Source organism: Bradyrhizobium iriomotense (assembly GCF_018130765.1).
In the GTDB taxonomy this organism is placed as follows: domain Bacteria; phylum Pseudomonadota; class Alphaproteobacteria; order Rhizobiales; family Xanthobacteraceae; genus Bradyrhizobium; species Bradyrhizobium iriomotense_A.
The window spans coordinates 193,078-214,650 of sequence record NZ_JAFCJZ010000006.1; the positions used below are offsets into that span (position 1 = coordinate 193,078).

18 protein-coding genes are annotated in these 21,573 nt (G+C 64.6%); 12 read left to right on the plus strand and 6 right to left on the minus strand.

Annotation, left to right across the window (positions count from 1 at the left end; all coding sequences use genetic code 11):
- Positions 1–19 precede the first annotated feature (19 nt).
- From JQ635_RS13695 to JQ635_RS13720, 6 genes are all read left to right on the plus strand, one after another.
- Positions 20–1,192 carry an MFS transporter gene (locus tag JQ635_RS13695; RefSeq protein WP_211410392.1) on the plus strand — a complete coding sequence of 391 codons (1,173 nt, stop codon included), beginning with the start codon at positions 20–22 and terminating at the stop codon, positions 1,190–1,192.
- An 18-nt stretch (positions 1,193–1,210) separates the two neighbouring features.
- The gene (locus tag JQ635_RS13700; protein ID WP_246583516.1) at positions 1,211–1,831 is read left to right on the plus strand and encodes a DUF2147 domain-containing protein; all 621 of its coding nucleotides are present in this window, start codon (positions 1,211–1,213) and stop codon (positions 1,829–1,831) included.
- A 186-nt stretch (positions 1,832–2,017) separates the two neighbouring features.
- Positions 2,018–2,848 carry an oxidoreductase gene (locus JQ635_RS13705; RefSeq protein WP_211410393.1) on the plus strand — a complete coding sequence of 277 codons (831 nt, stop codon included), beginning with the start codon at positions 2,018–2,020 and terminating at the stop codon, positions 2,846–2,848.
- Between the two features lie 9 nt (positions 2,849–2,857).
- Entirely contained in the window at positions 2,858–3,874 is a 1,017-nt protein-coding gene (locus JQ635_RS13710; RefSeq protein WP_211410394.1) for an AraC family transcriptional regulator, read from the plus strand.
- 122 nt (positions 3,875–3,996) lie between these two features.
- On the plus strand, positions 3,997–4,845 hold the full coding sequence (locus JQ635_RS13715; protein WP_211410395.1) for an SDR family NAD(P)-dependent oxidoreductase: 849 nt from the start codon (positions 3,997–3,999) through the stop codon (positions 4,843–4,845).
- A gap of 62 nt (positions 4,846–4,907) precedes the next feature.
- On the plus strand, positions 4,908–5,513 hold the full coding sequence (locus JQ635_RS13720; RefSeq protein ID WP_211410396.1) for a class I SAM-dependent methyltransferase: 606 nt from the start codon (positions 4,908–4,910) through the stop codon (positions 5,511–5,513).
- Positions 5,514–5,596: 83 nt separating this feature from the next.
- Here the strand turns inward: JQ635_RS13720 and JQ635_RS13725 are convergent, their stop codons facing one another.
- From JQ635_RS13725 to JQ635_RS13735, 3 genes are read right to left on the minus strand one after another with little or no spacing between them, the layout of a single operon-like run.
- A complete protein-coding gene (locus JQ635_RS13725) occupies positions 5,597–8,845 on the minus strand; it encodes an efflux RND transporter permease subunit (protein WP_211410397.1) in 3,249 nt (1,082 codons plus the stop codon).
- A gap of 3 nt (positions 8,846–8,848) precedes the next feature.
- Positions 8,849–10,021 (minus strand): efflux RND transporter periplasmic adaptor subunit, encoded by a 1,173-nt coding sequence (locus JQ635_RS13730; RefSeq protein ID WP_211410398.1) that lies wholly within the window; start codon positions 10,019–10,021, stop codon positions 8,849–8,851.
- Positions 10,022–10,034: 13 nt separating this feature from the next.
- Positions 10,035–10,313 (minus strand): metal-sensing transcriptional repressor, encoded by a 279-nt coding sequence (locus tag JQ635_RS13735; RefSeq protein ID WP_211410399.1) that lies wholly within the window; start codon positions 10,311–10,313, stop codon positions 10,035–10,037.
- A 581-nt stretch (positions 10,314–10,894) separates the two neighbouring features.
- Here JQ635_RS13735 and JQ635_RS13740 point away from each other — a divergent pair.
- The 4 genes from JQ635_RS13740 to JQ635_RS13755 all read left to right on the plus strand — a co-directional run bounded on the left by JQ635_RS13740 (position 10,895) and on the right by JQ635_RS13755 (position 15,266).
- Positions 10,895–11,275: a hypothetical protein gene (locus JQ635_RS13740; protein WP_211410400.1), complete on the plus strand. Its 381-nt coding sequence runs from the start codon at positions 10,895–10,897 to the stop codon at positions 11,273–11,275.
- Between the two features lie 222 nt (positions 11,276–11,497).
- Entirely contained in the window at positions 11,498–12,091 is a 594-nt protein-coding gene (locus JQ635_RS13745; RefSeq protein ID WP_246583517.1) for a hypothetical protein, read from the plus strand.
- A gap of 29 nt (positions 12,092–12,120) precedes the next feature.
- On the plus strand, positions 12,121–12,621 hold the full coding sequence (locus JQ635_RS13750; protein WP_211410402.1) for a GlcG/HbpS family heme-binding protein: 501 nt from the start codon (positions 12,121–12,123) through the stop codon (positions 12,619–12,621).
- A gap of 236 nt (positions 12,622–12,857) precedes the next feature.
- Positions 12,858–15,266, plus strand: coding sequence for a family 16 glycoside hydrolase (locus JQ635_RS13755; protein WP_211410403.1), 2,409 nt, complete (start codon positions 12,858–12,860; stop codon positions 15,264–15,266).
- A 293-nt stretch (positions 15,267–15,559) separates the two neighbouring features.
- Here the strand turns inward: JQ635_RS13755 and JQ635_RS13760 are convergent, their stop codons facing one another.
- From JQ635_RS13760 to JQ635_RS13770, 3 genes are read right to left on the minus strand one after another with little or no spacing between them, the layout of a single operon-like run.
- Positions 15,560–16,144, minus strand: a complete 585-nt coding sequence (locus JQ635_RS13760) for a DUF1254 domain-containing protein (RefSeq protein WP_211410404.1) — start codon at positions 16,142–16,144, stop codon at positions 15,560–15,562.
- The gene (locus JQ635_RS13765) at positions 16,141–16,719 is read right to left on the minus strand and encodes a DUF1214 domain-containing protein (protein WP_211410405.1); all 579 of its coding nucleotides are present in this window, start codon (positions 16,717–16,719) and stop codon (positions 16,141–16,143) included. Before JQ635_RS13765 ends, JQ635_RS13760 begins: the two co-directional genes overlap by 4 nt.
- Positions 16,720–16,728: 9 nt before the next feature.
- Positions 16,729–19,020 carry a transglycosylase domain-containing protein gene (locus JQ635_RS13770; RefSeq protein ID WP_211410406.1) on the minus strand — a complete coding sequence of 764 codons (2,292 nt, stop codon included), beginning with the start codon at positions 19,018–19,020 and terminating at the stop codon, positions 16,729–16,731.
- 295 nt (positions 19,021–19,315) lie between these two features.
- On the opposite strand from JQ635_RS13770, the gene JQ635_RS13775 reads away from it, so the two are divergent.
- Both JQ635_RS13775 and JQ635_RS13780 read left to right on the plus strand, forming a co-directional pair.
- Complete coding sequence (locus JQ635_RS13775; protein WP_211410407.1) at positions 19,316–19,831, plus strand: YcgN family cysteine cluster protein; 516 nt, start codon at positions 19,316–19,318, stop codon at positions 19,829–19,831.
- 154 nt (positions 19,832–19,985) lie between these two features.
- Positions 19,986–21,572 carry an MDR family MFS transporter gene (locus JQ635_RS13780; protein WP_211410496.1) on the plus strand — a complete coding sequence of 529 codons (1,587 nt, stop codon included), beginning with the start codon at positions 19,986–19,988 and terminating at the stop codon, positions 21,570–21,572.
- Position 21,573 lies beyond the last annotated feature (1 nt).

The window sequence follows — 21,573 nt, forward strand, 5'->3', positions numbered from 1 at the left end:
TCGGTCCCTGATTGCGGTGATGTGCATCGGCCAGGTCGGCAATCTGCTGCCGCATGTCACGCTGTCCGCAAACCTCGCGCAGCACCTGATGCCGGCGTGGGGTCTCTCCGCCGCCGAAGGCGGGTTGATGGCGAGCGGTTATGCGTTCGGCTACATGCTCGCCGTGCCCGTGCTGACGACCTTGACCGACCGCATCGATGCGCGACTCGTCCTGCTCTGGGGCTCGATCGTCAGCGGGCTTGCGACCGCAGCGTTCGGTCTCTTTGCGCAAGGGTTTTGGTCGGGGACCGCAATCTGGTCGCTCGCGGGACTTGGATTTGCCGGCGCCTACATGCCCGGCCTGAAGGCGCTGACCGATCGGCTTCCCGCTGGGGACACATCGCGGGCGGTCACGCTGTACACGTCGAGCTTCTCGGTCGGTGTCGGCCTCTCGTTCCTCGTGGCGCAACTGATCGCCGACCGATGGGGGTGGCGAACGGCTTTCGTCGTGACAGGCTTCGGTCCGATCGCAATGGTCGTCGCGTGTTTGCTGATCGACCAACGGCGGCCTGCGCCGAAGGCCGGGCGCCTGCTCAACTTCGCACCCGTCTTCGCCAATCGCGAGGCGCTCGGCTACATCCTCGGCTATGGCGCCCATTGCTTCGAGCTCTACGGCATCCGCACCTGGCTCGTGGGATTCTGGACGTTCGTTGTCGCGCATCAGGGCGCACCGTCGTGGCTGAGTCCCGTCCTGCTGAGCTTCTGCTTCGCGGTGATCTCGATGCCCGCCAGCATCCTCGGTAACGAGGCCGCGCTGAAGTTCGGCCGCCATCGTGCGATCACGTTTGTGATGATCGCGTCAGCCTGCGTGGCGCTGGTGATCGGGCTCAATGCGACGGCGCCGGCATGGCTGCTCGCACTGCTGCTGCTCCTCTATGGACTGACCGTGCCGGCGGATTCCGGCGCGTTGACCGCCGGCATGTCGGCCGCGGCGGCGTCCGAGCATCGCGGCGCGACCCTGGCCCTGCACTCGACGGTCGGCTTCGGCCTGTCGGCGCTTGGAGCATGGGGCACCGGCGCCGCACTCGACATCGCCGGCGGCCCGCAGAGCGCGACCGGCTGGCTGCTGGTGTTCATCGTCCTCGCGGCTGGCATTATGTTCGGGCCGTTCGCGTTGCTGTGGGCGCGGATGGTGCGCGGTATTGTTTCCTGACCGGTCGCGCCGTACTCGATGACGCTGGCCATCGTCATCGATTGGCGCGCCGCGCAATTCCGCTGGCGCTTTCTGCCGCTGCGAACGCTGTTCCCGAAATCTAGAGACATTTGCGAGACCGGCGAGCGCCTCGATCGCTCGTCCCATCCGCAAACCAAGGAACGCAGCATGCAAACATCACGTCTGTCCCGTCGATCCGCCATCTTCCTGCTGATGGCAACCGTGAACATCGGAATGATGCCGATGGCGCACGGCGAGGCGCCGGTCCCCGATGCGATCGTCGGAACATGGGAGGCGGACGACGCCACCGTGAAGCTCGACATGTTCAAGGCCGGCGCAGAATTTCAGGCGCGCATGCTCTATGGCAACGAGATCGTCGAGGCGGACAATGTGACCTTCAAGAAGGACGCCAAGAACCCTGACCCCACGCTGCGTTCGCGGTCGCTCAAGAACATCGTCTTCATCACGGGCTTGCGCTGGGAAAATGGCGAGTGGAGCGGCGGTTCGATCTATGACGCCTCCTCGGGGCGCACTTACAACTGCAAGGCCACCGTCAAGGACGGCAAGATGCATCTGAGAGGATATCTCGGCCTGCCGGCGATGGGACAGACCCGCACATTCCACCGCGTTCGCGGGTAGCGGTCTTCCGCCAATCCCGAACCGTTCTGCCGAAGCGCGGTCGCCCGGACCGCGCTTTTTCTTGCAAGAACAGCAGCTTGAGCGGTCGCCAGGATTGGCGCGTTGTGCAAGTCTATTGGCGCGCTTGGTCAGTCAATCCGTACCGGGGAGGCGGCAGGATAAGGCTCGGAACCAAGAGAGGTTGATATGTTCGACAGGTCGAAAAGAACCGCGCTCGTCACCGGAGCCTCCTCCGGCATGGGCAAGGAAATCGCAAGGCGTCTGATCAAGGACGGATTCCAGGTCTTCGTCGCCGCGCGGCACCTCGACAAGATGGATGACCTCGTCAAGCTCGGGGCGAGGTCCCTGAGAATGGACATCTCAAGCGAGTCCGACATCCGGGCGACGGTCGATGCCATCCTGCGCGAGGTGGACGGCGTCGATGTGCTCGTCAACAATGCCGGCTTCGGCCTCTACGGTCCCGTCGAAGACGTCGGCATCGACGAGGCGCGTTACCAGTTCGAGGTGAATCTGTTCGGCGCCGCCCGCCTGACGCAGCTCCTGCTGCCGAAGATGCGCGAGAAGCGCGCAGGCACGATCGTCAACATCACCTCGATGGGCGGCAAGATCTACACGCTCCTGGGCGCCTGGTACCACGCGACCAAGCATGCGCTGGAAGGCTGGTCCGATTGCCTTCGGCTCGAGCTTGCGCCGTTCGGCATCAAGGTCGTCATCGTCGAGCCTGGCATGATCGAGACCGGATTTGGCGATGTCGTCGCCAATGGCCTGCTCAAACGATCGGGTGAAGGTCCTTATGCCAAGCTGACGCAGGCCGTCGCAAAGTCGACCCGCGAGGCCTATGGACAGGGACGCGGCACCAATCCGAGCGTCATCGCCGACATCGTGTCCAGGGCCGTGAAGGAGCCGAAGCCGCGCACGCGCTACGTCGCGGGCAAATATGCCCTGCCGATGATCAAGATTCGCGAATGGTTCGGCGACCGCATGTTCGACCGCCTGATCATGAGCCAAATGCGCTAAGGACCAGTCATGAGCGGAACGGCGGCAGACAGGTGCAAGATTCCCCGGGCCTTTTGGCAGGCCGTCGAACACATCGGCGTGCCGCCGGCCGCGCTGTTGCGGCAGGCGAAATTGCCGGCGACCTTGCACCTGAACGATCAGGGGCAGGTCACCACAGTGCAATATTTTGCGCTCTGGAAGGCGCTCGAGGAGCTGAAGCCGGAGCCGGGGCTCGGCTTGATGCTGGTGCAGAGCGTCGAGACGGCGGTGCATCCGCCGGCGAGCCTCGCTGCGTTCTATGCGCGGGATTACCGTGACGGACTGCACCGCCTCGCGCGCTTCAAGCGGCTGTGCTCGCCCGAGCAGCTGCACGTCGACGAAGGCAAGGACGAGTGCGTCGTCACGACGGAGTGGCCGTACGCAACCGATCCGGAGCCCGCGATTTCGACCGACGTGACCTTCGCCTCGTTGGTCGAGCTCGGGCGTCGCGGCACGGGACAGCACCTGACGCCGAAGCGGGTGGAGCTGGTTCGTCCTCGTCCCAAGAGCGACGTCCACCACACCTATTTCGAATGCCAGATCCGCTATGGCGCGGCACGGAACCTGCTGGTCCTGAAATCCGCTGACCTCGATCGTCCGTTTCCCGGGCACAACAAGGAGCTGCTCGAAATCCTGACGCCGGCATTGGCGTCCGCCCTGGGCGAGCTGGAAGCGCGCAGCTCCGTCAGGGAGCAGGTGAAGGTCGTCCTCAAGCGCAGCCTTGCGAGCGGGCGGCCGGAATTGTCAGGCGTGGCGCGCGATCTCGGCTTGAGCGAGCGGACCCTGCAGCGCCGCATCACCGAGGAAGGTGCGAGCTTCCGTGAGCTCCTCGTCGAGGCGCGCCAGGAGCTCGGGCGGCAACTTCTGTCGGATCCAACGGCCGACATCGACGAGGTCGCGTGCCTCCTGGGCTATCAGGACGCAAGCTCCTTCTATCGCGCTTTCCGGTACTGGGAAGGCGTGACGCCGAGTCGCTGGCGCGAGCTGCACGGCAACAAGATTCATTGACGGGTGCTGCGTCGTTTTTGGCGCCTGCGGCAACTTCGTTGGCGCGCCTCGTCACTGCCGATCGAGGCCTGCGAGGATAGGACTTGCCGAGTAAGTCCAACTCAATCCATCGAGGATATCGCATGTCTGGCAAAGTCTGGTTCATCACCGGAGCATCCCGCGGCTTTGGCCGCATCTGGGCAGAGGCTGCCCTCAAGCGCGGCGACAAGGTGGCTGCCACCGCACGCATCCTGGCTGACGTGGCTGATCTTTCGAAAGCTTACGGCGACGCCGTGCTGCCGCTAGCCCTGGACGTGACCAATGCCCACGCAGTGCAGAATGCCGTGACCCGGGCTCACGCGCATTTCGGACGGCTGGATGTCGTGCTCAACAACGCAGGCTACGCGCTGGTCGGGGCGATCGAAGAGGCACACGAGGCCGACGTCCGTGCCGAGTTCGACACCAACTTCTTCGGCACCCTCCGCGTCATCCAGGCCGCGCTTCCCCTGCTGCGGCGACAGGGCAGCGGCCACATCATCGGCGTGTCCAGTGTTGCGGGCATCGTCGCCGGGCCCATCATCGGGTTTTACAACGCCTCGAAATTCGCGATCGAAGCTCTCCATGAGAGCCTGGCACAGGAGGTGAGGGGGCTCGGACTGAAGGTCACGCTGCTCGAGCCGGGTGCCTATGCGACGGGGTTTGGCAGCATGGCTTCGCTCAGGATCGCGCCCGTCATCAACGCCTACAGCAACACGCGGGCGGAGGTGTTTGCCGCCGGCGCCAAGCTTGAGTTTGGCGAGCCGGAGGCGACGGCCGATGCGATCCTGAAGATCGTCGATGCCGAGAATCCACCATTGCGGTTCTTCGTCGGCACCGAAGGCCTGCCGCGCGCCCGAGCCGCCTATGCCGATCGCCTCGCGACGTGGGAAGCGTGGGAGGCTCACTCCAACGCCGCTCAGGGCGAGGCCCGGCAACACAACATCGCATCGTAGCCGCACCAGCTTTCTTTGGGACGACCCGTCTGCTCCTCGCGAGCGGAAAACAGAGGATTGCAATGAACGCTACCGCAGTTGCAGATTTCTTCCAGTTCTTCCGCTCGTACCTGTCCAATCCCTGGCAGGTCTCCGCCATCGCGCCATCGGGCCAGTCACTGGCGCGCCTGATGACGCAGGAGATCGTGCCGGGGACCGGGCCGGTGATCGAGCTGGGACCGGGCACCGGCATCTTCACCAAGGCGTTGCTCCGGCGCGGCGTCGCGGAGCGCGACCTGCTGCTGATCGAATACGGTTCCGATTTCGTCCGCCTCTTGCAGGAGCGCTTCCCGAGAGCGCGCGTGCTCTGGATGGATGCACGCCAGCTCGCTCAGTACGAGCCGTTCGCAGCGCCGGCCTCGGCCGTCGTCAGCGGCCTTCCGCTCCTGTCGATGTCGCCGCGCAAGGTGATCGCGATCCTCACGGGCGCCTTCCGCCACATGCAGGAGGGCGGCACGCTCTACCAGTTCACCTACGGACCGCGCTGCCCGGTGCCCCGGCCGATCCTCGATCGTCTCGGGCTGAAGGCGAGCCTGGTCGGGCGAACCGCGCTCAATATTCCGCCAGCATCGGTTTATCGCATCCGGCGGCGCTCAAGGCTGCGAGTTGGCGGCAACGTCGAGGAGTGAACGCACGAGGTCGCGCCCGGGGGCGTCGCACGATCATCTGTGGTGGAGATCGTCGATGGCGAAGAGGACGGCCGGCATGACCGTTACTCCGCGGCGTGATCGTGAATGAGGGCCGGGGGTGCTTCGCTGCGCCTGGTCGGCGTGCGCGGAACGGCAAAGCGTGCGTAGAGCGCGGGCAGCACGACGAGCGTGAGCAGCGTTGCCGTCAGGAGACCGCCGATCACCACGGTTGCGAGCGGTTTTTGCACCTCGGCGCCTGTACCGGTCGCGAGCGCCATCGGTACGAAGCCGAGCGAGGCGACGAGCGCGGTCATTGCGACGGGACGGAAGCGCGTCAAGGCGCCTTCGCCGATGGCCCGCTTCGGCTCCATGCCTTCGGCGATCAGCTTGCGGATCTGTGTCAGCATCACGAGCCCGTTCAGGACCGCGACGCCCGAGAGCGCGATGAAGCCGACGGCCGCCGAGATCGAGAACGGCATGCCGCGCAGCCACAGCGCGGCGATCCCGCCGGTGAGCGCGAGCGGCACGGCACTGAAGACCAGCAATGCATCGCGCGCCGAGCCGAGCGCCCCGAGCAGCAGCAGATAGATCAGGGCGAAGACCGCGGGCACCACGAACACCAGCCGTTGTCGGGCGACGGCAAAATTCTCGAACTGGCCGCCCCAGGCCAGATAACTGCCGGGCTGCAGCTTCACCTGCTCGGCGACCTTTGCCTGGGCCTCGGAGGCCAGCGAGCCGATGTCGCGGCCGCGGACCTCGGCGGTGGCGACGACGCGCCGCTTGCCGTTCTCGCGGCTGATCTGGTTGTAGCCGGTGGTCTGCTCGAACGAGGCGATCGTCCGCAAGGGGATCGAGGCCGCCGGCGCGTCGGGATTGGTGCGCGGAAGCGGAACGGGCAGTTCCTCCAGCGTCGGAATGTCGTTCCGCTGCGCATCGGCGAGGCGCACTACGATCTTGAAGCGACGGTCGCCCTCGAAGACGAGGCCGGCATCGGTGCCGCCGATGGCCGTCTGCATCAGGTCCTGCACGGCTGCAAGGCTGAGGCCGCGCCGCGCGATCTCGGCCTTGTCGATCTTGATCTCCAGGAAGGGCAGGCCGGAGGTCTGCTCGACCTTCACGCTCTCGGCGCCGTCGATCTTGCGGACCACGTCGGCGATCTGATCTGCGGTCCGCTGCATCTGGACAAAATCGTCGCCGAACACCTTGACTGCCAGATCCTCGCGGACGCCAGCAATGAGCTCGTTGAACCGCATCTCGATCGGCTGCGAGAAACCCACCTTGTTGCCCGGCAGCTTTCCGGCCTCGGCCTCGATCTTCTTGATCAAATCATCCTTCGTCATGTCGGGCTCGGGCCATTCGTCCTGCGCCTTGACGATGATGTAGGTGTCGGAGGCGTTTGGCGGCATCGGATCGGCGGCGAGATCGGGCGTGCCGGTGCGCGAGAACACGAAGGCGACTTCGGGCAGCCCGCTGATCTGCCGCTCGATCAGCAACTGCATGGCCTGTGACTGCGCCAGCGCGGTGCTCGGCACGCGCTTCACTTCCATGACGATGTTCTTCTCGTCCAGCGTCGGCGTGAATTCCTGACCAAGCCGCATGAACAGGGACACCGCCCCGACGAACAGCACCGTTGCGAGGGCGATCACGGGCAGGGGTCTGGCGATGGCGCCCGAGAGCAGCGGCGCGTACCAGCGCTTCAGCGTCCGGACGAGGATGTTTTCGTGCTCGTTGACCTTTCCGGTGATCGCGATCGCCACGGTGGCCGGAACGAATGTCAGCGAGACAACGAAGGCCACCGCCAGCGCGATCATCACCGTCAGGGCCATGGGCTCGAAAGTCTTGCCTTCGACGCCGGTGAAGGTGAGCAACGGCGTATAGACCAGGATGATGATGATCTGGCCGTAGACCGATGGGCGGATCATCTCGGAGGTCGAAACCTTCACCGTATCGAGACGTTCTTCCAGCGACAGCACGCGGCCGAGCGCGCGCTGGCGTTCGGCGAGATGACGCAGGCTGTTCTCGGCGATGATGACGGCGCCGTCGACGATCAGGCCGAAGTCGAGCGCGCCGAGGCTCATCAGATTGGCGCTGATGCGTCCCTCGAGCATCCCCGTCGCGGCGATGAGCATGGTGATGGGGATGACGCAGGCGGTGACGAGCGCGGCGCGGAAGTTGCCGAGCAGCAGGAACAGCACTGCGATGACGAGCAGGGCCCCCTCGGCCAGATTCTGGGCGACGGTATGGATCGTGGCGTCGACAAGCTGGGTCCGGTTGAGGACGGTATGGGCATAGATGCCCGGCGGCAGGGTCTTGCTGACGTCCTTGATCTTGGCGTCGGCGGCCGCGGCGACGGTGCGGCTGTTGCCGCCGATCAGCATCAGGGCGGTGCCGAGCACCACCTCGCGGCCGTTAACGCTCGCACTGCCGGTGCGCAGCTCCTTTCCGATCGAGACGTCCGCGAGGTCCCTGATGCGAACGGGAATGCCGCCACGCGTCGTCACGACGATCTGCTCGATGTCCTCCAGATTTTCCACCCGCCCGGCGGCCCGCACGACAAGGCCTTCGCCGTTCTGCTCGATGTAGTTGGCGCCGCGCGTGGTGTTGTTCGCCTCGATGGCGTCCACGACCTGCTTGAAGGAGAGACCATAGGCGACCAGTCTTGCCGGGTCCGGCTGCACCTGGAACTGCTTGACGAAGCCGCCGATGGCATCGGCCCCGGCAACGCCGGGAACGGTTTTCATCTGCGGCCGAACGATCCAGTCCTGCACGGTGCGCAGGTAAACGGTGCGCTGGAAATCGTCCGTCAGCCGCTCGCCTTCGGGCGTGAGGTAGCTGCCGTCGCTCTGCCATCCCGGTTGTCCGTCGCGAACCGGCGCGGACGCGCCCGGCTTTTCGTACTCGACGGCCCACCAGTAGATTTCGCCGAGCCCTGTCGAGACCGGTCCCATCCGGACATCGACACCCGGTGGCAGGCTGCCCTTGGCTTCGTTCAGACGTTCCGTGACGAGCTGCCGCGCAAAATAGATGTTGGTGCGGTCGGCGAACACCGCTGTGATCTGCGCAAAGCCGTTGCGCGAGAAGGACCGCGTCGCCTCCAGGCCTGGCATGCCCGCGAGCGCCGTTTCGAGCGTGACGGTGACCTGCTTCTCGATCTCGACGGGCGTGAGAGCCGGCGCGGTCGCGTTGATCTGGACCTGGACGTTGGTGACATCAGGCACCGCGTCGATGGGAAGACGCGTCAGCGACCAGAATCCGGTCGCTGCCAGGACGAGAGTCGCCAGCAGAACCAGCCACCGTCGCCGGACGGAGAATTCGACGATCCGTTCGATCATCGCTCAGTCCTCATCGCCGGGCTTGGAAAGCTCGGCCTTGAGTGAAAACGTGTTCGAGCTGGCGACGGTCTCGCCGGCCGAGAGCCCCGAGACGATCTCGACGACAGCACCGTCGCGTCGCCCCAGCACGACGTCGCGCTTCTCGAATCCTTCCTTGGTCCGGACAAAGACAGCCTTGCGGCCATCCACTGTCTGGACGGCGGAGAACGGAACTGCGACGGCGACGTCACGGCGTTCGACCGCGATGCCCGCGGTGATGAACGAGCCCGGCCGCCAACGGTTGTCGGCATTTTCGAGCGAGGCGACCACGCGAGCTGCGCGCGTCTCCTTGTCGAGGAGGGGGCTGACGAAGACGATCTTGCCGGAACCGGCTTCCGTCATGCCGCGCAGTGCGATCTCGACCGACTGGCCTTCCTTCACCAGCGGCAAATCGGTCGAGGAAACCGCCAATTCGACCCAGACGCGGCTCAGATCGACGATGACGAACAGCTCGGTTTCAAGACTGTCCCGGCCCACCGCGGCGCCGGCTTCGACCTTGCGTTCGGCGATACGCCCGGAGATCGGCGCCCGGATGTTCTGACTGCGCAGCGTGCCGTCCGCTGCCTGCGGCAAGCCTGCGATCTCCGAGTCGGTCACGCCAAGTGCCATCAGCTTCTGGCGCGCGATGCCGAACCGCATCTCGGTTTGCGCCGCCGCATTGCGCGATTTGATGTATTGCTGCTCGGGGATTGCGCGCCCTTCCGACAGTGACTTGTCGCGCGCCGTCAATTCCTGCTGCAGCTCGTTGGAGAGTTTTGCCGAGAGGTATTCACTCTTGGCGTCGGCGACCTCGCGGCTCTCCAGAACGGCCAAAACCTCGTCCTTGACGACGTCGTCGCCGATGTTCTTGCGCAGTTCCGCAACCGTGCCCGACAGCTTCACCGAGACATGAGCGACCCGTCCAGCATCGGGCACGATGGTGCCCGGCACCATCAGCCGCCGCGCGATCGGGGTTGGACCAGCCTCGCGCAGTTCGATCTCGGCGAGCTTGATGCGCGCATCGTCCATGACGATCACGGACGGCTTCCCGCCGTCCGGCTTGACCGGCGCGGATTGTGCGAACGCCTGCGAGTTGGAGCCGGTGACAGCGAGCAGGACCGACAGAATCGCGGCGGCCGAATGGCTGGCCGAGAACATCGAAAACTCCGCGTTACAGATATCGCGAGATCGCCTTGAACTCGGCGAGCACGTTCTTGGACGATTTGCCGGAACCGCCATTGGCGGCGGCGTCGAGGCAGTGATCGACGTGATCGTGGATCAGGGCTTTCTTCGCCTCGGAGATCGCCTTTTCGACGGCGTGGAGCTGCTGCGCGAGATCCAGGCATGACCGGCCGTCGTCGAACATGCCGATGACCCTGCGCAGATGCCCCTCGGCGCGTTTGAGCCGCTTGACGATGTCCGGGTGACTTTCGTGGATGTGCTGTGCCATGGTTGATCCTATCCCCTGGGAGGGGATAGCCCATAACAGCCGCGCCGCCAAGCTTCGTGCAGGTCCGGATTGTCGCAGCGCAGGAAGACGTGTCGCTTTGCCGTCGGGAGTCAGGCCGCCGGAACGCACCCCTCGGTCCGCAGCGTCGTCGGGGCAGTGAACTCTTCGTGACGCCGGGCGTCGTCGTGCCTTGTCCCGAGCACGCATGGCTTGACAGTCTTCGCATCAAGGCTTCTATTCGTGGCGACGGGGGAAATGCGATCTCCCCGTGAGGCGACATGCCCAAGAATCGCGTCCTGATCACCAAGGGCGCAGCATGTCATCGTATCCGATCTCATCTGACGAATTGTCTCAGTTGTCGTGCGCGGCGGCCACGCCGGCGCGCGTTAATATCGGCATCCTGGCCGCCTCGTGCGTGTCCCTCAGTCCGGCGCTTGCGGCGGGCTGTCGACCGCGCGTGCTCTCACGCCGGAGGAACGCGTCGCCCGGATCCAGGCTGTCGGCTATTCGCAGGTTGAGACGCAAGACGATCTCGGCGCTGATCGGCGTCAGCGCCTGCTTGATCGCGAGGTGGTCGGAAAATGAAACATTCCGTTCGAGCTGTCATCGCATGCATCGTCCTCATGGTTGTGCTGATGCCCGGGTTGGCTGCACGTGCCAACGAGCAGTTCACACTGCTCGACGGCAAGCAGATCCGGGCGCGGATTGTCGGCAAGGACATTACCGACGGGCCGCACTGGTCGATGTACCTGCGCCCGGACGGCGCGCTTGTCAGCTCCGAAGCGGGAAGTTCCTGGACCAGCAGCTGGGCGATACGCAATGACAAGCTGTGTATTTCGAGTCCTGGAAGTACGTCGCTCGAATGCAACGAGGTCTGGGTGTCCGGCGCGAACGTCCGCATGCGTGCGAACAAGGATCAGAAGGCGCTGGAAGCGATCGTCGCGGTGCATCGCAGTAACTGAGAGCGCGGGTCTCGGAGGCGCGATCGATGGCATCTTGCAGCCGGCATATCGCGGCGACGGGAGGTAGGCTGGAAAATGCCCCGTAAGGTGTCTCCATCGATTGAATGTCTGACGTTGAGACAGCCGACGATGTGCGCCGCTTTGGCCTTTCCGTCGCGGCCGTCTGCACGGGCCAGGCTCATCCTGGCGCCTATGCTGGCTTTGTTAGTGGGAGGGAACGCCATGGCCGAGACTCTGAATTTTGACGACGCTCCTGCTGGAAGATCGCCCGCAGGGTGGACTTTGACGATGACCGGCAAGGGCGAGCCGAAATGGACCGTCGAGGCGGACCCCACGGCGCCGAGCAAGCCGAACGTCCTCAAGCAATCCGGACGGGCGACTTTTCCCGTCGCCATCAAAAGCGATACCAGCATCAAGGACGGCTTCGTTGAGGTAAAATTCAAGGCGGTCGCCGGATCGCAGGATCGCGCCGCAGGACTCATCTGGCGCGCGAAAGACGCCGGAAATTATTACGTCGTCCGGGCCAACGCCCTGGAGGACAATGTCGTGCTCTACAAGACGATCAACGGCATTCGCACGTCGCTGGACATCGTGGGGCGCAGAGGTGGCTATGGTGTCAGCACGCCGGTCCCATCCGGACGATGGCACGTGCTGCGTTGCGACTTCGCGGGAAGTCGGTTCAAGGTGACCTATAACGGGCAGCCGTTGTTTGAGGTGGAGGACACGACGATTGCGCAGGCGGGAATGATTGGCCTGTGGACCAAGGCAGACAGTGTGACCATGTTCGATGATCTGACATATGGTGAGACCAAATAGAAGTTTGTCCACCTCTGCCGGAGATGACCATGAGCTTTCGACGTCTGTCGGTCGCGGCGATCCTGCTGATTGCGTTTGTCGGCCCAATGCGGGCGGAAGAATCGCTCGTCGCCTACAAGTCGCTTAGTCCGGAACTGGCGCTTGATCTGGCGCGCGCAGCATTGGCTAGCTGTCGCAGCCCTGGGTACCAGGTCGCAGTTGCCGTGGTCGATCGCTTCGGCGTCACGCAAGTGATGCTGCGCGATCGCTTCGCAGGCTCCCACACACCGTCGACTGCATCCGGCAAGGCGTGGACGGCTGCGTCGTTCAAAGCCAGCACAACTGAGCTGAAAGCGATCAGCCAGCCGGGCATGATGCAGTCAGGCATTCGTAATCTTCCCGGAGCAGTCGTAATAGGGGGAGGACTGATCGTCGAAGCAGGCGGCTCTCTGGTCGGAGCGGTCGGCGTATCCGGAGCTCCGGGCGGTGACGCGGACGAAGCGTGCGCAAGAGCCGGGCTCGATGCCGTACGTGACAAACTGGAGTTCTGAGGGGCGGACGGCAGATCTGGGACCTGCGGTTGAAATCGCCGTCCGGTGTGAACCAGCTCATAGAACCCACCACAAGTTGCTCGTATCTTCTCGGTCACGCCACGCGGGGCGGATCATGGCACCGGGACTCCGTTGCTCCCTGAGGAGCGTCCTCTCGCGCGTACCGATCGAAAGGAACGCGGCCGGACCGAACGTCTCGCGCATTGCGGCGATAACGCCTCGAAAGGAACTCTCAGATGCTCTCCTTTCTGCGACAGGACCCCTCCATTCAGGTCGATATCCAGGACACCGAGTTTGCGCGGGATCTGCTCGGCAGATACGTGTGCAGCACCTTCGACGAAGCCGTGAGCAACGGCGGAAGGCCGTTTGACGTGGTTGTCATCGGCGCGGGAATGTTCGGCGCATATGCTGCTGCGAAGATTTATCGTGCCGGCGCCGACCAGAACCTGCGGGTACTCCTGCTCGATGCGGGGGGCTATCTCGCCCCGACGCACCTGCAGAATCTGCCGCATCTCGGCCTGAACGCACCGGATACCGCGTTGGTAACGCGTAATGACCAAGATCCACGTGCGCGCAACGGTGTCTGGGGCATTCCTTGGCACAGTAACGAGCCCTTCACTGGGCTGGCCTACTGCCCCGGAGGCCGGTCGTTATTTTGGGGAGGCTGGGCACCGCGGCTCATGCCGGCCGATCTGGCTGGGTGGCCCAAAGCTGCGCGCGATTTTCTCGGCGCGAATTACCCCGACGTCGAGTTTGAGATCGGCGTTCAGGACAAGGCGGACTATCTGTCGGGCCCGCTCAACACGGCAATCAATGCAGAGTTGCAGGCCGCAACGGCTGGCGCGAACCCGATCATTCCCGACGTGACGGTGGACATGGTCGAAGACGCTCCCATCGCGGTGCAGGCGAGCTCACCTGGTCCCGGGCTCTTTTCGTTCGACAAGTTCAGCAGCGGACCCATGCTGCTGGAAAGCATCCGCGACGACATCGCCAGGCGCTGGACGTTGAACGACAACTCGCGGCGACGCTTCTTCCTCGTTCCAAGGTGCCACGTGATAAGGCTACAGAACAGCGGGGGCAGGGTCACGGGCATCGATCTCACCTACAATGGGCAGTTTCGATCGCTTTCCGTTCCGACAAACCTCAGTCCCGATTGTCAGGTCGTCCTGGCGGCAGGCACGATCGAGTCGACGCGGCTGGCAATCGAGTCATTCCCGATCAATCGTGGCGCGTACAGCATGGGTGCCAATTTCATGGCTCATCTGCGCACGAACCTTACCGTGCGCATCAAACGCAGTGCGCTCGGGCTCGGCGCGCTCGCGACACTCGAGCAGGGCGGCGCGATCGTGCGTGGCGAGATCACGAACCCTGACGGGAGCAAGCGTCGCTATCATGTCCAGGTGCTCGCGTCGGCTGAGAAGGGACAGAATCCGGAAGCGACGATGTGGACGATGGTGCCCGACATCGACTTGCTGCGGAATCTGCTTTCAAACGAAGACCCGGACTGGGTGGCGATCGTCTTTCGCGGCCTCGGCGAGATGGACGGCGACAAGAGAGCCGGGCCCGGCGGCGCTACGAGCTTCGTGAACCTCACGAATGCGGCCGATCCTCTTCAAAACGACGGCATGAGCGCTCGTGCCTGGGTCAATTTCACGCCCACGTCGAACGACTACGCAGCCTGGACCAAACTCGCCGCCGCGGCAGTCAAGTTGGCCGAACGCCTCGGCAAGAAGGCCGGCGACGTCCAGTACCTGTACAATGGCGGCTGGCAAAGCGCGCCGCCGCCCGATCCGTTTGCTACCACCAAGGACCAGCTGGGCAACACGCACCACGAAGCCGGAACGCTGTGGATGGGGGACGATCCTGCTACGTCGATTACGGACTCAAGCGGGCGATTCCATCACATCGCGAACGCCTGTGTTGTTGGTCCTGCCTTGTTCCCCACTGTCGGCTCGGCGAATCCGTCTTTGACTGGCCTTACGCTCGCGCGTCGGACGAGTGCTGCCGTCGTTGGGGCACTGACGCCGGCGCCCTCGGCGCAGTTCAAATCGCTCTACACCGGGAGTCTCGCCGACTGGCAGATGTCGGGAGCCGGAGGCTTCCTGCAGGTATACGACATTCTCGAGTCCTTTGGGGGGCCCGGACTGCTCTGGTACACGCGTGAAGGTTTCTCGGACTTTGTGCTTGAGTTCGAATGGCAATACGCGAACCGCACGGACAATTCAGGGGTCTTCATTCGCGTGCCCAATCTGAACAGCGCGAATCCGAGCGACTGGATGGCCGCAATCGACCAGAGCTACGAGATCCAAATCGATCCGCGTGGATACAACTCCGAAAAGAATGTGGAGAACGATCCTTTGCGAAGCACCGGTGCGATCTACAACATCAATGCGCCGACCCGCACCGACGTTGCGAAAGGCCCATGGCAGTGGAACACATTTCTGATCGAGGCGGTTGGGAGCCGCATCAAGGTGACGCTTAACGGTGTGCTCGTGAACGACTTCACGGACCCCAAGCCTCGGTCTCTTCGGGGACACATCGCACTGCAAAACCATCACGATGGTTCGAAGGTGCAATTCCGCAATATTCGCATCAAGGCGGTGCTGCCGGGGGTCACCGAACTGCCTCTCCCACGGGTCGCGTAGCCAGATCATCCATCAAGTCGAAGCATGTCCGGTCTCGGCCTCCGGCTTAGTGGGCGCTTCGCAGACCGTGCTCCCCAAATAAAAACACCCGCGACGGACGGCTCCGCGCGGGTGTGCGACAAACTCTCGATGATGCCAGTATGCCGGTGTTTTGCCCGACGAGTCAAAGCTGCGCACGCGAAGCCGACGGCCTCAACATCACCGGTCCGAAGAGCGCAATGATTTCAATGCCCCCGCTACTGTGCATGGGGTTGTTTTCGCACTTTTTGTTGTGATCCTGCCGAAACGGCCGTTCAGCGCCGTCCGCGCGGCGCCTCGGCCTTGGCCGGCGGCTCGGTCTGCGGGCCGCATGTCGCAGCCTGAAGCGAGCCTTGCGCCTGCGGCATCAGGCCGGGCTCGGCGGCGAGCGCCTTCATCACGATCAGGCCGGTGGTGCTCGGGGAGTCGATGATCAGGCGGTCGGCCGCGGTGACCTCTTCGTCCTCCGGCAGCTCCTCGTGCTGCGCTTCCGTCATCAGGTCGAGCTCGATCACCTTCTTGCCGGCCGAGCGGTCGTTGATGGCGTAATAGGCGATCTCGTTGCGGGTGTAGAACGACACCGAGGTGTAGGCCTGGCTCACCGGCACGGTGAGCTTGATCGGGCCGCCCGAGAGGTCGTAGCGGCAGATCGCCAGCGCAAAGGCCGGATCCATGAACGGCATCGGTGAGGTCTGCGGATCGGCGAGGGGCAGCTGCGTCACGCCGTTGAGCTTGGTCATCGGCGTCAGCCGCGAATAGGCGTCCTGCGTCGCGATCCGCGGCAGCGCCAGCACGCTGACGAGATGGACCACGAGGCCCAGCACCACGCCGGCAACGATGGTGAAGGCGAGGCGGATCATGAGCAGCCCACCGTCGAGATCGTGGGCATCGGCGCATCGCGCTGGGTGCGTGTCGCGACGCCGACAGGGGTGTCGTAGAGGCGCAGCATCAGCGCGTAGCGCTCGATGCCGCCGGTCGGCAGCCAGTTGCCGGCGCGCGAGCGCGAGGCGATGCGGATCTCGAACGTGCCGTCGGACGACCGCACGATCTCCTGGCTGGTGAAGCCGTAGCGCTGCAGCGAATTGGCGACGAGATGGCCCTTGCGGTCGTACAGCGTCAGCGTCCAGAACCGCGCCGGCGGGGTCACGCCGGAAACGATCACGTCGCAGCGGCCGTCGAGCGCCTTCTTCTTGTCGTCGGCGGTCGCGGTGAAGGCGACGCCGTCGCCGGTGCCGATCGGCAGTTCGCCGTTGCGCACGATGGTGGCGCGCGAATAGGGATCGACGTCGGCGGTGCCGGTGCGCGGCCGCGCCGTCCAGGCGCCGATGGTCAGCGCGCCGATCTCGGTGCCGCGTGTCGTCGTCATCCAGGTGGCGCCGACGCCGACCACGGTCGCGAGGAGAAGGGCCGTCAATGTGATCAGGATCAGCCGCACGGTTTTCGATCAGTTCTTGCGCGGGGCGGATGCGTTCGCATTCTCTTCCGCATAGTTCTGCGGGAAGGCGAGCGCGCTCGTCGACGAGGACGGCTTGGCCGCCTTGGTGTCGTTGCTGGTTGATTTGGTCGCGGTCTTGGCCGCGTCATCGAGCAGCTTCTCGACGCGCACCAGGATGTCGGCGCCGCGCTTGGTCAGCACGGGCGGCGGACCGGGCTTGGTCTCCAGCACTTTTGGCGCCGCGCTTGCCTGCGCGTTCGCGTCCTTCGGCTGCGGCGGCAGCTTCTGGCCCATGCCGATGCCGGGGATCTCCCGCACCTCGACGCCCTGATGCGCAGCGACCATGATGTCGTGCCAGGTCTGCGCCGGCAGCGAGCCGCCGGTCATGCGGTTGGTCGGCGAATAGTCGTCATTGCCGTACCAGACCGCGCAGGTGAAATTGCCGGTGTAGCCGACGAACCAGGCGTCGCGATACGCATTGGTCGTGCCGGTCTTGCCCGCGGTCGGAATGCCGTCGAGCGCGGCGCGGCGCGCGGTGCCTTCGCTGACGACGTGGCTCATCATGCCCGCCATGTCGGCGGCGATGTTCGGCGGAATGGCCTGCTTCGGCTTCGGCCCGTCGCGATCCCAGCGCCAGACCAGGTCGCCGGCGCCGGTGCGCACCTCCAGCACCGAATGCGGCGTCACCGACTTGCCTCGGTTCGGGAACGTCGCGTAGGCGACGGCATGCTCGAGCACGGTGACTTCGTCCGAGCCGATCGGCAGCGACGGCGTGTCGGGCAGCGGCGCCTTGAGGCCGAAGCGGCGCGCGACCTCGACGATCTTGGCGCGGCCGATCTTGGCCGGGTTCGGCGCCTTCGGCTGTTCTTTCTGGCCGATCGCGATCGACAGCTTCACCGGCACGACGTTGATCGAGCGCGTGATCGCCTGCGTCAGCGTCACCGAGCCGGAATAGGAATGGCCGTAGTTCTGCGGACACCAATTGCCGATGCAGACCGGGCCGTCGACCACGATCGAGTTCGGCGTGAAGCCGTTCAGCAGTGCGGTGGTATAGACGTAAGGCTTGAACGACGAACCCGGCTGGCGATAGGCGTCGGTGGCGCGGTTGAACTGGCTGGCGCCATAGTCGCGGCCGCCGACCATGGCGCGGATGCCGCCGTCGAGATCGGAGACGACGGTCGCCGCCTGCGTCGCGTGATAATCGCGGCCGAACTGGCGCAGCTGGTTCTCGATGGCGTCTTCGGCGGCCTTCTGCACGTTGGCGTCGATGGCGAGGCGTACCACGAAGACGCGCTCGACGTAAGATTTCGGGAAGGTGTCGACCAGCTTGCGCATCTCGTCGAAGGCGTAGTCGAGATAGTAGTTGGGCGAAGCCTCGTCACGGCGATCGACCGCGAAGGCCGGGTTGCGGCGGGCGCCGAACACCTGGCCCTCGGTCATGAAGCCGGCATCGACGAGGTTGTCGAGCACGACGTTGGCGCGGGCGCGGGCGGCAGGCAGGTTGATGTGCGGAGCGTACTTCGTCGGAGCCTTGAACAGGCCGGCGAGCATCGCCGCTTCCGACAGGGTCACGTCGCGCGCGGACTTGTTGAAATAGAAGTGCGCCGCGCCGTCGACGCCGAAGGTGCCGCCGCCCATATAGGCGCGGTCGAGATAGAGCTTCAAAATCTCGTTCTTGGTCAGGCGCCATTCCAGCCAGATCGCGAGGAAGGCCTCGTTGACCTTGCGCTCGATGGTGCGCTCGTTACTCAGGAACAGGTTCTTGGCGAGCTGCTGGGTGATCGAGGAGCCGCCCTGGCGGACGCCGCCCGCTTGCGCGTTGGTGACGAGCGCGCGCGCGGTGCCGGCGATGTCGATGCCGAAATGCTCGTAGAAGCGGCGGTCTTCGGTCGCCAGCGTCGCCTTGATCAGGACGTCGGGGAAATCTTCCAGCGGGATGGAGTCGTTGTGCTTGATGCCGCGGCTGCCGATCGGGTTGCCGTAGCGGTCGAGGAAGCTCACCGCGAGATCGGACTTCTTCAGCCAGTCCTCGTCCGCGGTCTCGCGGAAGGCGGGGATGGCGAGCGTCAGCATCAGCACCAGGCCGCCGAGGCCGAGCGTTGCGGCCTCCGACAGCGGCTCGATGAACACCCAGCGCTTCCACCGCCCGACATAGAAGCGGTCCATGAAGGTCGAGTAGCGCTCGTAGAGCTCGCGGATGCCCTTGGCCGAGGAGAACAGGGAGGAGTCGATGCGCGCATCGAGGTCCAGGAAGAAATTCCGGACCTTCTGCATCCAATGCGGTGGTATGATCTGGCGCACCTAGAACCCTTGAGGCTTGGTTCGAAAGCGTTCAAGCACCCGGCCGGGGGCGGCATCGAGACGTCTTGAGGGAATGTTGCGGCAAACCCAAGGCGCCCGGTTCGCATCCTCTGGGGACTTGCTGTTCCTTCTAGCCGAGCAGGGCCTATAAACCAATGGTCAGGCTCACGATTTTGAACAACAGGCCTAATTGACCCCGGTTCATTACGGGCCTCAAAGGGGGTCTGCTTGCACCATCACGCCCGCCCGCCCTAGATGGCGTTGCCGTAGCTCTTTCGAACTATTGTTGAGGCGCATGACCGCAGCTCCCAAACGAACTTCAGACCAGGAAGGATTCTTCTGGAAAACCAAGACGTTGGAAGAGATGTCTGGGGAGGAGTGGGAAAGCCTGTGCGACGGCTGTGGCCGCTGCTGCCTGAACAAGCTGGAGGACGAGGACACCGGCCAGATCTATTTCACCCATATCGGCTGCAAGCTGCTCGATGGGACGACCTGCGCCTGCAAGGACTACCCGAATCGCTCCGACAAGGTTCCGGACTGCGTCCGCCTGACCCCGGCCAATGTCCGCACCCTGAACTGGTTGCCCCCGAGCTGCGGCTACAAGCTCGTCGCCGAGGGGCGCGACCTCTATTGGTGGCACCCGCTGGTGTCAGGCGATCCCAACACCGTTCATGAAGCCGGCGTCTCCGTACGCGGCCGGGTCGAGGGCAGCGAAGAGGAGGTCCCGGACGAGGAGCTCGAGGACCACATCGTGCAATGGCCGGCGATGCTGCCGAAGCGAGCCCGCCTGAAGCGACGCCCGAAGGATTGAGCCGCCGCGCGCCGCCGATCACGTGTTCGGGATGACCCGGGGGTGGGATGCACCCATGCGCCGCGGTGCCTGCCTGGGAAGAACTTTCCTCTCTACATTTGTTGCATAGAACGAATCCTTCGCGGCGTTGCGCCGCCCCATGCGCCCGATCGAGATGAACAAGTTCGACCGGCAGAGCAGTTCTGCCGACATCCAGGCATTGCCCGACGACATCGCCGAAGAGCTGTCCCGCCTTCCGAGCGAGGTCATCAGCGTCGATGACGCACCGTCCATCGCGCCGCCGGCACCGCTGAGCTCCGACGAGGTCCGCACCATCGTCATCAGCCTGATGCTGACGATGTTCCTGGCCGCCCTCGACCAGACCATCGTGGCGACCGCGCTGCCGACCATCGGACGCCAGTTCCAGGACGTCTCGAACCTGTCCTGGGTGATCACGGCCTACCTGCTTGCCTCGACCGCCGTTGCCCCCGTGTTCGGTACGCTGAGCGACATCTATGGCCGCAAGGCCATGATTATCACCTCGCTGAGCCTGTTCGTGATTGGCTCGATCCTGTGCGCGATCGCACCGAACATGCCGATGCTGATCCTCGCGCGCGGCCTTCAAGGCCTCGGCGGCGGCGGCATCATGCCTGTCGTGCAGACGGTGATCTCCGACGTCGTGAGCCCGCGCGAGCGCGGGCAGTACCAGGCCTATTTCTCCAGCGTCTGGATGGTCGGAGGTATCCTCGGCCCCGTCATCGGCGGTGTGTTCGCCGAGCATCTGCACTGGTCGATGATCTTCTGGATCAACCTTCCGCTCACCGCCGCCGCACTCGCGCTGCTGCTGCCGAAGATGAAGAAGATCCCGGTGTTCCACCGCAAGCGCAAGGTCGACTGGCTCGGCGGCGTGCTGCTGATGGCGTCCGCTGTCGTTTTCATGCTGGTGCTGACCTGGGGCGGCACGCGCTATCCCTGGCTGTCGCCGACCGTGCTCGCGCTGGTCGGAGGTGCCGTCGCGCTCGCCGTCACCTTTGTCTGGCATGCGCGTCGTGCGGACGAGCCGTTCCTGCCGCTGCCGCTGCTCGGTGGATCGGTAGTGCCATTCGGCCTGACCGCCGGCGGCTGTGCGCTCGGTGCGATCACGGGTCTCACCGTGCAGCTCCCGCTCTATTACGAGTCGGTCTACCACCTCAGTGCCAGCGAGGCAGGCCTTGCGTTGATTCCGCTGGCGGCAATCTCAACCTGCGGCGCAGCGATCGCCGGACGCACCATGGCGCGCGCCAAGCACTACAAGCGCGTCGCCATCGTCGGCACGTCCTGGGCCGCGCTGTGTGGCCTCGGCCTCACGGTCACCACCTTGCCCCTGTGGGGGCTGCTGCTGCTGATGGCTGCGTTTGCGCTGGGCCTCGGCACGACCTTCCCGGTCTGCGTGGTCTCGATCCAGAATTCGGTCTCGCGGCCGCAGGTCGGCACCATCACCGGCGCGCTGAATTTCTTCCGCTCGCTGATGTCCTCGTTCACGGTCGCGGCATTCGCCGCGATCCTGCTGATCGCGCTCGGCGCCGACATTCCGCTCGCCGGCGAGCATCACGCCGCGGGTGGCGTCCCCGCGATCCCCGTGGAAGACATGCGGCATGCGTTCCGCTACGTCTTCGGCGCCGCCACCGCGCTGATGACCGGCGCTGCGCTCTGCCTGATCATGATGGAGGAGCGGCCGCTGGCCGGTCCGACCGTCACGCAGCAGGTGGAGATGGCCGAGTAGG